The sequence below is a fragment of the Natronomonas sp. genome (assembly GCF_047616845.1).
Taxonomy (GTDB): Archaea; Halobacteriota; Halobacteria; order Halobacteriales; family Haloarculaceae; genus Natronomonas.
On record NZ_JBLGBY010000055.1, the window covers coordinates 1 to 14,976 of the forward strand.

The 14,976-nt window shown below is 63.5% G+C and carries 9 protein-coding genes; 5 read left to right on the top strand and 4 right to left on the bottom strand.

Annotated features, from left to right (window positions below; genetic code table 11):
* Positions 1-14: 14 nt before the first annotated feature.
* Positions 15-866: an S-methyl-5'-thioadenosine phosphorylase gene (mtnP, locus tag ACI8UR_RS10505; protein WP_415087846.1), complete on the top strand. Its 852-nt coding sequence runs from the start codon at positions 15-17 to the stop codon at positions 864-866.
* 172 nt (positions 867-1,038) lie between these two features.
* On the opposite strand, the gene ACI8UR_RS10510 is transcribed toward mtnP, so the two are convergent.
* From ACI8UR_RS10510 to ACI8UR_RS10520, 3 genes are read right to left on the bottom strand one after another with little or no spacing between them, the layout of a single operon-like run.
* The gene (locus ACI8UR_RS10510; RefSeq protein WP_411716282.1) at positions 1,039-2,217 is read right to left on the bottom strand and encodes a segregation/condensation protein A; all 1,179 of its coding nucleotides are present in this window, start codon (positions 2,215-2,217) and stop codon (positions 1,039-1,041) included.
* Positions 2,210-5,788: a chromosome segregation protein SMC gene (gene smc / locus ACI8UR_RS10515; protein WP_415087844.1), complete on the bottom strand. Its 3,579-nt coding sequence runs from the start codon at positions 5,786-5,788 to the stop codon at positions 2,210-2,212. The genes ACI8UR_RS10510 and smc overlap by 8 nt, the downstream gene beginning before the upstream one ends.
* 21 nt (positions 5,789-5,809) lie before the next feature.
* Positions 5,810-6,103 (bottom strand): bZIP transcription factor, encoded by a 294-nt coding sequence (locus ACI8UR_RS10520; RefSeq protein WP_411715786.1) that lies wholly within the window; start codon positions 6,101-6,103, stop codon positions 5,810-5,812.
* 295 nt (positions 6,104-6,398) lie between these two features.
* On the opposite strand from ACI8UR_RS10520, the gene gatB reads away from it, so the two are divergent.
* Complete coding sequence (gene gatB, locus ACI8UR_RS10525) at positions 6,399-7,889, top strand: Asp-tRNA(Asn)/Glu-tRNA(Gln) amidotransferase subunit GatB (RefSeq protein ID WP_411715785.1); 1,491 nt, start codon at positions 6,399-6,401, stop codon at positions 7,887-7,889.
* 5 nt (positions 7,890-7,894) lie between these two features.
* On the opposite strand, the gene ACI8UR_RS10530 is transcribed toward gatB, so the two are convergent.
* Positions 7,895-8,473 (bottom strand): hypothetical protein, encoded by a 579-nt coding sequence (locus tag ACI8UR_RS10530; protein ID WP_411715784.1) that lies wholly within the window; start codon positions 8,471-8,473, stop codon positions 7,895-7,897.
* A gap of 185 nt (positions 8,474-8,658) precedes the next feature.
* Between ACI8UR_RS10530 and ACI8UR_RS10535 the strand changes: the two genes are divergently transcribed.
* The 3 genes from ACI8UR_RS10535 to aspS form a co-directional block, all read left to right on the top strand.
* Positions 8,659-12,813: a DNA topoisomerase gene (locus tag ACI8UR_RS10535; RefSeq protein ID WP_411715783.1), complete on the top strand. Its 4,155-nt coding sequence runs from the start codon at positions 8,659-8,661 to the stop codon at positions 12,811-12,813.
* Between the two features lie 76 nt (positions 12,814-12,889).
* Positions 12,890-13,615, top strand: a complete 726-nt coding sequence (locus ACI8UR_RS10540; RefSeq protein ID WP_411716225.1) for a phosphoglycerol geranylgeranyltransferase — start codon at positions 12,890-12,892, stop codon at positions 13,613-13,615.
* 78 nt (positions 13,616-13,693) lie between these two features.
* On the top strand, positions 13,694-14,976 hold a 1,283-nt coding region (gene aspS / locus ACI8UR_RS10545; RefSeq protein WP_415087845.1), incomplete at its 3' end, for an aspartate--tRNA(Asn) ligase.

Consider the following 14,976-nt stretch of genomic DNA (forward strand, 5'->3'; position numbering starts at 1 on the left):
CCCCCACATCCACCATGCTCGGCATCATCGGCGGCAGCGGCATCTACGAGGCCCTCGGCTTCGAGGACGGCCGAGAGGAACGCGTTACGACCCCCTTCGGTGACCCGAGCGCGCCGCTCGAATTCGGCGAGGTCGCCGGCACCGAGATTGCGTTCCTTCCTCGCCATGGCCGCAACCACGAATACGACCCCACGAACGTCCCCTACCGGGCGAACATCCACGCGCTGAAGCAGGTCGGCGTCGACCGCATCGTCGCGACGAACGCCGTCGGCAGCCTCAAAGAATCGCTTTCGCCGCGGATGCTCGTCGTCCCCGACCAGCTGTTCGACCGCACCCGCGACCGCCCGCGTTCCTTCTTCGGTGACGGCGTCGTCGTCCACGTTTCGATGGCGGAGCCGTACTGCCCACATCTCTCCGCGCAACTCTCCGACGCCGGCGAGGCCGCCGACGCTGACCTCGCTGACGGCGGCACCTACGTTTGTATCGAGGGGCCGCAGTTCTCGACGAAAGCCGAAAGCGAGTTCTACCGCAGCCGCGGCTTCGACGTCATCGGGATGACGACCGTCCCCGAAGCCCACCTCGCCCGCGAAGCCGAACTCTGTTATGCGGCGCTGACCGGCGTCACGGATTACGACGTCTGGCACGACGACGAGGAAGTGTCGCTTGAGACCGTGCTCGGACACGCCGCCGCGAACGAGGAGTCGATGTCGACGGTGCTTGAAGCCCTCGCGACAACGCTCGATACGGTCGATGAACTGCCGTGTGATTGCCAGCAGACGCTCGAGGGCGCCATCAACACGCCAGCGGAGGCTATCGACCGCGAAATACGGGAGAAGCTATCGCTGCTGATCGACGATTATCGCTGACGGCCCTCTTCTCGCACGTACGTCAGCGCGGTCACGACGTCGTTGGGGTCGACCCTATCTCGGGTCTCTTCGAGGCGTTCACGGAAGCGCGTCGGGGTCATGGTGTGTTAACACGTACCACGCACGAGGAAATAAACCTATCGGCAAATTGTTCCGGTGTTCAGCAGCCGATTTAATCGTCAGCTGCCGCGGTCTCCTCACCGACCGCAGCGGCGGGGTCTTGTATCCAGAGGTCGCCGAAGAGGTCGTCCTGCTGGAGTTGTATCTGCCCGCGGTGGGCCAGAAAGAGCAGGCCGAGGAACGTGTTGACCCTCGAGCCGCCGGCCGTCCGAATCTCGGCGAACAGCACCTCGTCGCGGCCCTGGTCGTAGTGGGACTGGAGTTCGACGTACACGTCGTTGATGATATCCTCCATGTGCTCGTCGTGAGCCGTCCCGGTCACGTCGTCGGCCGTCGGCTCGTCGTCCATCCGGAAGTCGTCGCCGGAGCGGTAATCGAGCGTCTGCGTTCCCCGTGAGAAGCCCGACGGCGATTCGTCGGTGTCGTACGTCCGGGATTCCTTCCACCAGGTGTCGCGCTCTCGCTCCCGGAGGTCACGGACGAGTTCGTCCAACGTCTCCGGCATTCCACGGGCGCGTTTGCGCTCGATACGGCGATCCATCTCCGCCTCGAGCTTCTCGAAGGGGTCGACGGCGGGGCCGCCCTCGCGCTCCTCGGGCGGCATCTCCCAGGGCTCTTCTTCCCGCTCGTCTTCCTCCTCGTCGTTCCACATCGCGTCGCTTTTCATCCGCAGGAGGACGGACGCGTAGAACAGCGCGCGTCCGCCGGTGCGGAGGTCGGCCTCGTCGAGGCGGTCAAGGAACTTGTCGGTGACCGTCACCACGTCGATATCCCACGGGTCGATTTCGCCGTCCTCGGCCAACTGGACGAGCAACTCGACGGGCTCGACCTCCTCGTCACTCTCGCCCGGCTCGGAGACGTCGAACTCCGAGAGCACCGACTCGTCTTCGTTCTCGCTTGGGTCGGCTCCGTTCGTCTCCGGCTCCATATCGCCCCCTTCACGCCGTTTCTTCTCGTCATCGTGGCCGGCGATGTTCAGCGGGATGTCGCCGGCTCCGGCGCCGTCGGTTCGGGGCTCTTTCGCGTCGTCCTCGCTACCCTCACGGGTCGCTTCGCTCTCCGTTCGGGTTTCCTGAGAATCTCTCTCCGGTCGATTCTCGCTATCTCGCGGTTCGCTTCGCTCGCGGTTCCCATCGTCACCGCTCGCATCGAGGCTTCTCCCTCCGCTCGAAGCCTCGCTCTCCCCGCTCGACTCTTCCGAGGACTCCCTGCGGTCGTCCTCACTAGTCATCAGCGGGCACCTCCCCAGCCGACAGGTCGATCCCCGTCACAGCCGATACGTTCTCGTCCTGCATCATAACGCCAATGGCCCGCTCGGAGCGCTCAAGCAGCGCCGAGCGATGGGAGACGACGACGAACTGCGCGTCGCCGGCCAGTTCCTCGACCATCTCGCCGACCATCTCGGCGTTGGCCGCATCGAGGAACGCGTCGACCTCGTCCAGCGCGTAGAACGGCGCCGGATTGTACCGCTGGATAGCGAAGATGAACGCCAGCGCGGTCAGCGATTTCTCGCCGCCGGACATGGCGTCGAGCCGCTGTACCGGCTTGTCGCCGGGCTGGGCTTTCATCGTCAGTCCGCCCTCGAAGGGGTCGTCGGGGTCTTCGAGGACGAGTTCACCCGACCCGCTCGACAGCCGCGCGAAGATGTCCTCGAACTGCTCGTTGATGCCCTCGTAGGCGTCCATGAACGTCTCTTTCTTGCGGGCCTCGTAGGCGTCGATGCGGTCGCGGATTTCGTCGGCCTCCTCGACCAGCGTGTCGCGTTTCCCCTGTAAGTCTTCGAGCTCGTCGGCGACCTCGTCGTACTCTTCGATTGCGAGCATGTTCACCGGCTCGAGCGCCGACATCTCGCCTTCAAGCCGTGCGATTTCGCCTTTGACCGTGTCGTGGTCGGGTATCTCCTCGGCATCGTACTCACCGACCTGTGAGGACAGTTCGTCGATTTCCCACTCCAGTCGGTTCTCGGCGTCCCGGAGGTCGTCCAGTTTCGACTCGACGCGGGAGACCTGCTCGTTTTTCTCATCGCGCGCCGATTTCGCGTCTGCGAGTTCGTTCTTCAGTTCCTCGCGGTCGGCTTTGAGGTCGGCCAGCTCCGCTTCGAGCTCCTCGACTGCGGCTTCTTTCTCTTCGAGTCGCTCTTCTTCGTCGGCGATGGTCGCCTCGAGTTCGACGATGCTGTCCTCGGCGTCGGCCTTCTTGTTCTGGGCCGTCTCGATATCATCGTGGAGCTCCTTGATGGCCTCCTCTGCGTACTGTTTCTCGAGTTCGAGCTCGTTGAGGTCGCCGTCGAGGTCGTCCATCCGGTCTTCGAGGTCGGCGATATCGTTCCGAATCGATTCGGCTTCGCTCGTCAGCTCCGGAATGTCCGATTCGGCGAGCTCCGTTTCCAGCTCGTCGATTTCGGCTTCCAGTTCCGCGATTTCGGCGTCTTTCGCTTCGATGTCGGCTTCGACGGCCTCCATCTCCTCGGCGACCTCCTCGCGGTCGCCCTCGATGTCTTCGAGTTCGCCCTCTAAGCGCTCGATGCGCTCTTCGATCTCCTCGCGGTCGGCTTCGACGGATTCGATTTCAGCCTCGATGTCGCGCACCTGCTCTGCGGCGTCGGACTGCCGGTCGCGGGCGTCGTCCAGCCGCTCTTCGACGTCCCGAATGTCTGACCTGATGGACTGCTTTTCGTCCTCTAACTGGGTAATCTGCTCTGCGACCCGCTCCAGCTGGCCCTTGCCGCTCTTCGTGAACGAGTATCGGGAGCCGGATTTCGACCCGCCCGTCATCGCGCCGGATTTCTCGACGAGGTCGCCGTCCAGCGTGACGATTCGGAACTCGCCCATCAGATCGCGGGCCGTCTCCATGTCCTCGACGACCAGTGTGTCGCCGACGACGTAGGAGAACACGTCCGCATACGCCGAATCGAAGTCGATGAGGTTGTACGCGAAATCGACCACGCCCGGCATGTCCGGCGCGGACGGCAGCGAGCGATTGTGCATCTCCGTCATCGGGAGGAACGTCGCCCGGCCGGCATTTCGGGACTTGAGATGGTCGATACACCGCTGGCCGACGCCGTCGTCGTCCACGACGACGTTCGCGAGTCGCCCGCCGGCAGCCGTTTCACACGCCGTCGCGTACTCGGGGTCGACACCGCCCAGTTGCCCGACCGTCCCGTGGACGCCATCCATCTCGGCGTTCAGGATGGTCGTCACCGCACGCCCATACGAGGTGTCGCCGGTTTCGCCGGCACGGGCCTCAAGTTCCGCGTACTCCTGCTGTTTCGCCGAGAGGTCGTCCTCGATATCGTCGAGGTCTTGCTGGAGTTCGCGTTTCTCCTCGCGGAGGTCATCGACGACCGCCGTGATGTTCTCGCGGTTGCCCTCGGCTTTCTCAAGCTCCGTCTGGAGGTCGGATAGCTCCGCGTCGAGTTCCGGCAGTCTCTGTTCTGCAGCCTCGATCTCCTCTTGCTTTTCGCGCTCTTCCTTCGAGCGCCGCCGGGATTCATCGAGCAGGCGATCCTGTTCGCGCTGGAGGTCGTTTTTCTCGTCTTTCAGCGCCTGAATGGCCTCGCGTTTCTCCTCTAAGGCATCCCGAACCTCCTCGTACTCGGTGTCGACGGATTGAATCTCGGATTCGACTTCCTCGAGGTCGGCCTCCTTCTCGTTGACATCAGCCTTCAGCGAGGATTTCTCGACTTTCTTGTTCCGGATGTCGGCCTCAAGTTCCTCGATTTGCTCCTGTTTGCGGTCGACCTGGACGAACGCCTGCCGGCGGTTGTTCTCGGCCTCTTCGATGCGCTCTTCGGCGGCATCGACCTTGTCTTCGAGTCGTGCGATTTCGCCTTTGATCTCCTCGATTTCGCGTTTGATGGCGAGCTGTTCGTCCTCGCCTTTCCGCTCGATTTCGGCGTTGAGGTCGGCGAGGTCTTCTTCGAGCCGCGTTACCTTCCCCTGCCGTTCGTCGAGTTCGCGTTGGAGCTCATCGAGCCGCCCCTGCTTGCCGTCGAGGCGCTCCTGGGTCGATTCGAGTTCCTCGCGTTTGTCCTCGAGTTCCGCGGCCTTGAGGTAGCCTTCGTACTCCGCTTTCTCCTCTTTGAGCCCCTTGTATTCCAGCGCCGTCTCACGTTCGTCTTCGAGTTGGTCGAGCCGTTCCTGTTTCTCGTCGATGCGGAGCTCGGCTTCGTCGACGCGTTCCTGCACCGTCTCCAGTTCCTCGAAGGCGTCCTCCTTCTTCGCGTCGAACTGTGCGACGCCCGCGATTTCGTCGATGATTTCGCGGCGCGAGCCGGCCGTCATCGTGATGATCTCGGTCACGTCGCCCTGCATCACGACGTTGTACCCCTCAGGCGCCACGCCTGCCTGCGCGAGCAGGTCACGAATGTCCGAGAGATTGACGGAGCGACCGTTGAGATAGTAATACGAGTAGTAGGTGTCCTCGTCGGTCTGTTTGACGCGGCGTCGGATCGAGATCTCGTCGATGTCGCCGACTTTCTCGGAGCCGGCGGCGGAGACGACCTGGTCACGGGTGAGCGTGCCGTCGTCGTTGTCGAGGATGACCTCGACGGAGGCTTCGCGTTCGCCACCGAACCCCTCATCGTCGTCCTCGTGTCCCGGATTGTAGATGAGGTCGGTCAGCTTGTCCGCCCGGATGCCCGACGTGCGGGCGAGGCCGAGCGCGAAGAGAATCGAGTCGATGATGTTCGACTTCCCGGAGCCGTTCGGGCCGCTAATCGTCGTGAAATCCTCATAAAACGGGATTCGAGTCTTACGGCCGAAGCTCTTGAAGTTGTCGAGGACGAGCTCTTTGATATGCATGGGGGCGCTCGCAGACCCGAATCAGGCGACGATGATATCGTCGCCGGACTCGGAGTCCGTGTTATCCTCCCCGTCGGCCTCGTCAGTGTTAACCTCGTCGGCCGACGCTTCCCCGTCGTCGGCCGCCTGCTCGGTCGTCGTCTGCTGTGCCTTGTGCGACGTCCGCCCTTTGAGTACGTCGGGCTCGACGCCGGTCTCGTCCTCGATAGCCTGCAAGCGCTCTTTCGTTTCGACCAGTTCGTCGGTCAGCCCGTCGATGGTCGCCTTGAGTTCGCGCACCTCGGCCTCGAGTTCGTCCACTCGGTTCCCAGCCATACCTCCATTGGGCGCCCCCGAACGTATAAAGGTGCGTCAGACATTGACAATTGTTCTGATAGATTCTCCGTGGCGCGCTGATACAGCAATCAACGCCACTGCTTGCTGTTCTCCGTGTTCCGCTCCGAGTTGGCTACCGGAATCAGTCACGCCGGTGAACTGCTGTCCGCTCCCGCCGGGTTTTCAGGTGGAGATTCCGGCCTCAGCCGTCGACGGCGGCGAACGACTACGCAAGTCGTCGCTGCGGTCTCGCCGAATGGTTAGGCTAAAGCATTCCCGCGTCAACTACACGCCAATGACGGCACAGACCGCCGAGCAACGAGACCTCACGGCCATCATCGGGCTTGAGGTACACGTCCAACTCGAGACGGCGACGAAGATCTTCTGCGGCTGTTCGACCGACGCCGAGGCCGACGAGGAGCCCAACACCCGAACTTGCCCCGTCTGTCTGGGCCTGCCGGGTGCGCTGCCCGTCCTCAACGAGGGGGCCGTCGAGGCCGCCGTGAAAGTCGGTAAGGCACTCGACTCCGAAATCCCCGAGGAGACCCGCTTCCACCGGAAGAACTACTACTACCCCGACCTGCCGAAGAACTTCCAGATCACCCAGTACGACGCGCCCATCTGCGACGGTGGCGAACTGGAAATCTCGGTCGATGGCGAGCGCCGGACGGTTCGCATCGAGCGCGCCCACCTCGAGGAAGACCCCGGCAGCCTCACCCACGCCGGCGGCTCCATCGACACCGCTGAATACACGCTCGTCAACTACAACCGCGCCGGGACGCCGCTGATGGAAATCGTCACCGCGCCGGACTTCCGCGGCGCCGACGAGGCCCGCGCCTTCCTCGCGAAACTCGAAGAGGTGCTCGAATATCTCGGCGTCTTCGACGCCACCCGCGACGGCAGCCTCCGCGTCGACGCGAACCTCTCCATCGTCGACGCCGAGGAGGTCGACGCCGAAGGTGGCGTCAGCGAGGACGTCCTGGAGGAGGCGAACCGCACTGAGGTCAAGAACATCTCCAGTCACAAAGGCGCCGAGAAGGCGCTGGCCTACGAGGAGACCCGACAGAAGAACGCCATCCAGCGTGGCCGCGAGGTCGAACAGGAGACGCGCCACTGGGACGAAGCCCGCGGCATCACCGTCTCGATGCGCTCGAAGGAAGCGGAGAAGGATTACCGCTACTTCCGGGAGGCCGACCTCCCGCCACTGCGGGTCTCCGACTGGAAGGACAAAATCGACATTCCGGAGCTGCCAGAGGCTCGCCGCGAGCGGTTCCGTGAAGAGTTCGGCCTCGGTGCCGAAACCGCATCGAAGCTCACCTCCACGAAGCAGGTGGCCGACTTCTACGAACGCGTCGCAACCGAGTTCGATCCCGGCCTCGCGGCGACGTGGGTCGCCGACAACCTCCTCGGTGAGCTCCACTACCGCGATATGGAAATCACCGATGTCGAAGACCGCTTAGACGAGTTCGCCCACCTCATCGAACTCGTCGATGAGGACGAGATTACGGTGAAGAACGCCGAGGAAATCGTCCTCCGGCGGATGCTCGACGAGGAGCTCGCACCCGAGGAAATCGTCGAAGCGGAGGGGCTCGGCAAGACCGGCGAGGATGTCGTCGCCACGTCCGTCGAGGAAGCCATCGAGGAGAACCCCGATGCGGTCGAGGATTACGACGCCGGCGAGGAGGGCGCGCTGAACTTCCTCGTCGGGCAGGTGATGCAGAAGACGGAGGGCAGTGCTGACCCCGGTACGGTCAACGAACTCCTGCGCGAGGAGCTGGCCGAGTAAGCCGCCTATTCTTTGGTGCCTTCGCCACCCATCGCGACGATTGGGTTCTCCGGCTCTTCGACCCGCGGGTCGACGGCGAGCAGGACGGCCATGAGAACGATGGCGATGCTTTCGAGCGTCTTCGAGATGACGGCAAGCGTCACCCGACCCGGTTGGTCGGCGCCGGTGACGATGCCGACGAGCGGCCCGACGTAGTGGGTTGCGATGACACTGAGCAGTCCTTCGTGTGAGGTGTCGGCCTCGGTGCTCGGCGTCGTCGCGCCGTGCTCGAACACGGAGTGCCACGCGAGCCACCCGAGGATGAACGTGGCCATGACGACGATCCCGAGCGCGTAGGCCCGACGGTGGCTGAGATGCCCGAGGCTGACGGCGGCGAGGCCGGCGAGGATGGCCAGCGCGGCGAGCGTGAACAGCCACGGTGTCGGCTGTGAAAGTGCCTGCCCGCTTGTGAAATACTGCCCGAGGAGCCCGCCTCGAGCGAACCGAATCAGTTCGGCGATGCCGACGACGAGGTGGATGACGGCGACGGCACCGACCACCTGCAGCGTGACGAAGCGGAGCTTTCGGGCGGTGGCCTCCTCCATACCCGCGCTCGGTACCCCGAAGGCAAGAGCGTGCCGAAAGTGGCCGCGAGGAAAGTGACCTCCTCCACGCGCGACGCGGACGCGTGCCCGCCAACGCTCACACGCTCGCAGACGCGCTGTCTGGCGATTTTACGCGGTTTCGCGACGAAAGGTTGAAACCCGGAGTCGGCGTATTCGGATGTAACGTGGAACTCATCGTCACCGAAAAGGACAACGCCGCCCGTCGCATCGCGGATATCCTCTCAGACGGCGGCGCGTCCGCCGAGCGACGCAACGGCGTCAACGTGTATCGCTGGGGCGACAAACGCTGCGTCGGCCTCTCCGGCCACGTCGTCGGCGTCGACTTCCCACCGGAGTACTCCGACTGGCGTGACGTCCAGCCCGCCGAACTGGTCGATGCTGATGTCGTCAAAACACCAACCCAGGAGAACATCGTCGCGACCCTCCAACGCCTCGCCGAGGACGCTGACGAGGCCGTCATCGCGACTGACTACGACCGCGAGGGCGAACTCATCGGCAAGGAAGCCTACGAACTCATCGAGGAAGTCGCGGATATCCCAATCAAGCGGGTGCGCTTCTCCTCGATTACCGAAAACGAGGTGAAGAACGCCTTCGGAAACCCCGACGACCTGGATTTCGACCTCGCGGCCGCAGGCGAAGCCAGACAGGTCATCGACCTGCTCTGGGGGGCTGCCCTGACGCGATTCCTCTCGCTTTCGGCCAAACAGCTCGGCGACGATTTCATCTCCGTCGGCCGAGTACAGTCGCCGACGCTGAAACTCATCGTCGACCGCGAACGCGAGATTCAGGCGTTCGACCCCGACGACTACTGGGAGCTGTTCGCCGACCTCACCGACGGCGAACCGTTCGAGGCCCAGTACTTCTACCGGGAGGACGGCAAAGAGAACGAACGCGTCTGGGACGAGACGGCCGCAGAAGAGGCGTTCCAGCAGTTGGAGGGCGCCCGCGAAGCCATCGTTGACTCGGTGAATCGCCGCCGTCGCACCGACGACCCGCCGGCCCCGTTCGACACGACCCAGTACATCAGTGCGGCGAGTTCGCTCGGACGCTCCGCACAGAAGGCGATGAGCGTCGCCGAGGAGCTGTACACGGCCGGCTACATCACCTACCCGCGGACGGACAACACCGTCTACCCCGACGACCTCGACCCCGAGGAGCTCCTCTCGGAGTTCGTCGGCCACCACCCCTTCGGCGAGGACGCCGAGTCGCTGCTCGATGTCGAAGCCATCGAACCGACCTCTGGTGACGAGGAGACGACCGACCACCCGCCAATCCACCCGACCGGCGAGATTCCAGCGAAACAAGACCTCTCGGACGACGAGTGGGAGGTGTACGAACTCGTCGTGCGGCGCTTCTTCGCCACCGTCGCTGACCCCGCCGAATGGGAGCACCTCAAGGTCGTCGCCGACGCCAACGGCTGTCTGCTGAAGGCCAACGGCAAGCGCCTGGTCGAGGCCGGCTATCATGACGTCTATCCGTACATCTCCGCCTCCGAGAACTACGTCCCGGACGTCGAGGAGGGCGAACCGCTCGACGTGGAGAACGCCCGAATCGAGGAGAAACAGACCCAGCCGCCCCGCCGTCGCGGCCAGTCGCGGCTCATCGAGACCATGGAGGACTACGGGCTCGGAACGAAGTGTCTGACGGGAGATACTGACGTGTTGGTACGTGTCAACGGAGATATTGAACGGAGACCCGTCTCGGAGCTGTTCGAACAAGAACAGGTCGTACTCGCCGATGGTGAGACCGATATCGCGACGACGAGTGCAGGGCCACGGACGTTGTCATACGAAGCCAGCGACGGTCGTATAGACCATACCACTGCGGAACTGATCAGCAAACGCTCGCTGGAGCCCGACGAGCGAGTTCTCGAGGTCGAGACCGATGCCGGGACGTTTTCTGTCACTGACGATCACCCGTTGTACGTCGGTCACGACCGATCGACTATCGTTCCGGCGAGTGACATCACCGGGGGAGACCGTCTACTGACCACCAGACGCTCACACGAGATCGACATTGAGTCTCGAGAGACGGTGGTTTCGTGGGAGACGTTCGCGAACGACCGCGACTGGACGAGCAAGCTGTACGGGAACGACTGCAACGAGGAACTACTGGAATACCGGAACGCGTCTGGTGAGACACAGGCCGAACTCGCGGTGCGTCTTGGTACTGACCGATCGTATTTCAGCGTCTACGAAAACGACGAACGGGACGTTCCAGTGTGGATTCTCGGAGCGCTCGGCATCCGCCCCGACGAAATCCACGGGTTGAGCCACGACAGAACGGTGGAAAATCCCTTCCCGTTGGAGTGGTCGTCGGAACTGGCACGCGTGCTCGGAACCCTCCTCGGTGATGGATCGATCCACGTGAACGACTCCGAGAACGTCGTCGATGTGCGGTATCACAACACCGACCGGCGACTCGTCGGACGGTTCGTCTCCGATATCGAGTCTCTGTTCGGCACGCGCCCGACCATCACGGAACGACCGGGTCGCGAGAACCACCACAAGAGGAAATACCAGGTGAACCTCTCTGCTGTAACCGGCCGAATACTCCTGTATACGCTCGACGCCGTCACGGTCGAGGGATGTCCCCAGATACCCGATCCGTTCGTTCCGTGTTTCATCGGAGCGCTGTTCGATGACGAGGGACACATCTCGGGGGAGCGGAAAGCCTTCATCTCGAACGTCGATCACGCGCTCCTTCGGGGCGTCCAGTCCCAGCTTGCCGCTCGAAACGTCGAGACGACTCTCGACACGGAACAACACAAGCTCCACGTTCGTGGCCGCAGAAATCTGGAACGGTTGTTGAACGCGATCCCGATCGCCACCGACGAGACGTTCTATCGAGGCCTCGAGGGCCTCGAACGATACGACGTGACCCGTCGAAAGGCGGCGCTCCTGGAGTTAGTGGCCGAACAGCCGATGACGACACGCGAGCTCGAATCGGAACTGGATGTCACGAGAAGTACGATACAGTCTACGCTCCGCGAGTTGAAACAGGATGACCTGGTGACGGTTCACAAAGAGGGAAGCAATCGAAGCCACGATAGCAATCGGACGATACGGTACAGCACGTCCTGCTTCCGTGAGTCGATCTATTCGACGCTTCGAGGAGTACCCCATACGACCACGGTTCGATCCGTAACGGAACGATCCTACGACGGTTCCGTATACGATATCTCCGTCGGAGGGAGTGCCCCGAACTTCTCCCTCGAAGGTGGCGTTATCGTCCACAACTCGACCCGGCACAACACCCTCCAGAAGCTCTACGACCGCGGTTACATCGAGAGCGACCCGCCCCGCCCGACCAAACTCGCGATGGCCGTCGTCGAGGCCGCCGAGACGTTCGCCGACCGCATCGTTGACGACGAGATGACCGCCCAGCTGGAGGACGACATGCGCGCCATCGCAGAGGGTGCGAAGAACTACGAGGAGGTAACCGACGAATCCCGCGAGATGCTCGAAACCATCTTCGAGGAGCTCCACGACTCCCGCGAAGAGATCGGCGAACACCTCCGCGAATCGATGAAGGCCGACAAGACGCTCGGGCCTTGCCCCGAGTGTGGCGACGACCTGCTCGTCCGCCGGTCGAAACGCGGCTCGTACTTCGTCGGCTGTGACGGCTACCCGGACTGTCAGTACACGCTGCCGCTGCCGAGCCAAGGCGAACCGACCGTGCTCGACGAGCGCTGTGCGGAACACGACCTCCGGCGCGTGAAAATGCTCGCCGGCCGGAGCACGTACGTCCACGGCTGCCCGCGCTGTAAGGCCGAGGAGGCCGAGGAGACCGACGACCAGATTATCGGCGCCTGTCCCGAGTGCGGCGACGAGGAGGGCGCGGCGTCCGAGACGCCGCGAGGCGAAGGCGGTGAAACCGCCGAAGCGGGCGGCGAACTCGCCATCAAGCAGCTCCGAAGCGGCTCGCGGCTCGTCGGCTGTACGCGCTATCCGGACTGTGAGTACTCCCTGCCGCTCCCGCGCCGCGGCGACATCGAGGTGACCGACGAGACCTGCGAGGAACACGGGCTTCCACACCTGCACATCCTCGACGGTGAGGACGACGATGACCCGTGGGAGCTCGGCTGTCCCATCTGCAACTACGCGGAGTACCGCGAACGGCAGGCCGTCTCGGAGGTCGAGGATATCGACGGCATCGGCTCGAAGACGGCCGATAAACTCGCCGCCGCGGGCATCGAATCGCTCGACGACCTGCGGGAGGCCGATGCCGCAGTGGTCGCAGGCGATGTCCAGGGCGTCTCCGAAGACCGCATTCGCGAGTGGCAAGCCGCGGTCAACGTCGACGCCGCAGCGGACTAATCGTTCTTCGCGTTCCCGTCGCCGCGCGAACGGCTGTTTCGAAGCGGTTTTAGCCAATGGCTTGCTTCGAGAGCGTATGAGCGCTCCCTGGGCCGACTGGGATCACATCGTCAAAATCGACCCCGACAAGACGCTCGTGGAGGGCGAGACGTTCGAGGACGTCTGTGCGACGGGGACGGACGCCCTCGAAATCGGTGGCACGACCGGCATGACCGAAGCGAAGATGGCCCGCGTCGTCGAGGCGACCGCCGCCCACGACATTCCCGTCTACATCGAGCCGTCGAACGTCGCAAGCGTCGTCCACCGAAAGGAAATCGACGGCTATCTCATCCCCATCGTGCTCAACGCCGGCGACGTGTTCTGGACGACGGGTGCCCACAAGGAGTGGGCCCGCCTCGACGAGGATATCGACTGGGAGCGCACGTTCACCGAGGCCTACATCGTGCTGAACCCGGATTCGTCGGTCGCCGAATACACGGACGCCGACTGTGACCTCGCCGCCGACGACGTGGCGGCCTACGCCGAAACCGCCGAGCAGATGTTCGGCCAGGAAATCATCTACGTCGAGTATTCGGGCACGTTCGGGGACTCCGATATCGTCCAGGCGGCGACGGACGCCGTCGACGAGGCGACGGTGTTCTACGGCGGCGGAATCGGCGATTACGACGCCGCCTACGAGATGGGGCTGCACGCCGACACCGTCATTGTCGGCGACTTGGTGCACGACGAGGGCGTCGATGCGGTACGGGAGACCGTCGAGGGCGCAAAGGACGCGAAAGCCGAACTCGCCGACCGAAGCTGAGGGCACCGTTCTCTTCGGCCCGGAGTGGTCGCTCAGCCAAAAAGTGGGGCTTAAGGGTCGGCCCCGAGAATCGCGAGTATGGAGAACCGCACGTATACGGCGGACGCCGAGCCAGGTGACGAAGTCACCGTCGCGGGCTGGGTGCACGAAATCCGCGACCTCGGTGGTATCGCCTTCCTCATTCTGCGCGACACCGAAGGCCGGATTCAGGTGAAGTTCGAGAAAGACGAGATGGACGACGAGCTGGTCGAGACCGGCCTCGACGCCTCGCGAGAATCGGTCATCTCGGTGACTGGCCTCGTCAAAGAGGAGCCGCGCGCTCCGACGGGTGTCGAAGTCGTCCCCGAATCGGTCGAGGTCATCTCGGAGGCCGACACCGAGCTGCCGCTCGACCCCTCCGGTAAAGTCGAAGCCGAACTGTCGACGCGGCTCGACAACCGAACCCTCGACCTCCGTCGCGAGGAGGGACAGGCCATCTTCGAGATTCGCGCCGAAGTCCTCCGAGCCGTCCGCGAGGCGTTCCGCGAGGCCAACGCGACCGAGATCAACACGCCGAAGATCGTCGCCACGGGTACCGAGGGCGGCACGGAGCTGTTCCCCATCACGTACTTCGGCGAGGAGGCGTTCATGAACCAGAGCCCACAGCTGTTCAAGCAGCTCACCGCGGGGTCGAACCTCGAACGGGTCTTCGAAATCGGCCCGATCTTCCGTGCCGAGGAACACAACACGCCGCGACACCTCAACGAGGCGACCTCCATCGACTTCGAGGGCGCCTTCTGTGACCACACGGATGCGATGGACGTCTGCGAGCAGGTCGTCAGCGCCGCCTACGAGGCCGTCGCCGAGAACTGCACCGAGCAGCTCGAGGCGCTCGACCTCGCAGCGGATTTCGAGGCGCCCGAGACGCCGTTCCCGCGTCTCTCCTACGAGGAGGCCATCGAGCGCATCAACGCCACCGGCGAGCTTGACGAACAGCTCGTGTGGGGCGACGACCTGCCCACCGAGGGCGAGAAGGCGCTCGGCGACGACGTCGGCGGCCACTACTTCATCACCGACTGGCCGGCCGAGGTCAAGCCGTTCTACATCATGGATCACGACGATGGCGAGCTGTCGACCGGCTTCGACATGATGCATCCCCGGATGGAGCTCGTCTCCGGCGGCCAGCGTGAACACCGCCGCGACCACCTCATCGAGGGCTTCGAACAGCAGGGCCTCGAACCCGAGGCCTTCGAATACTACACGAAGATGTTCCAGTATGGCATGCCGCCGCACGCCGGCTGGGGGCTCGGTGCCGAGCGACTCATCATGACGATGCTCGACCTGGGGAACATTCGGGAGGCTGTGTTGTTCCCAAGAGACCG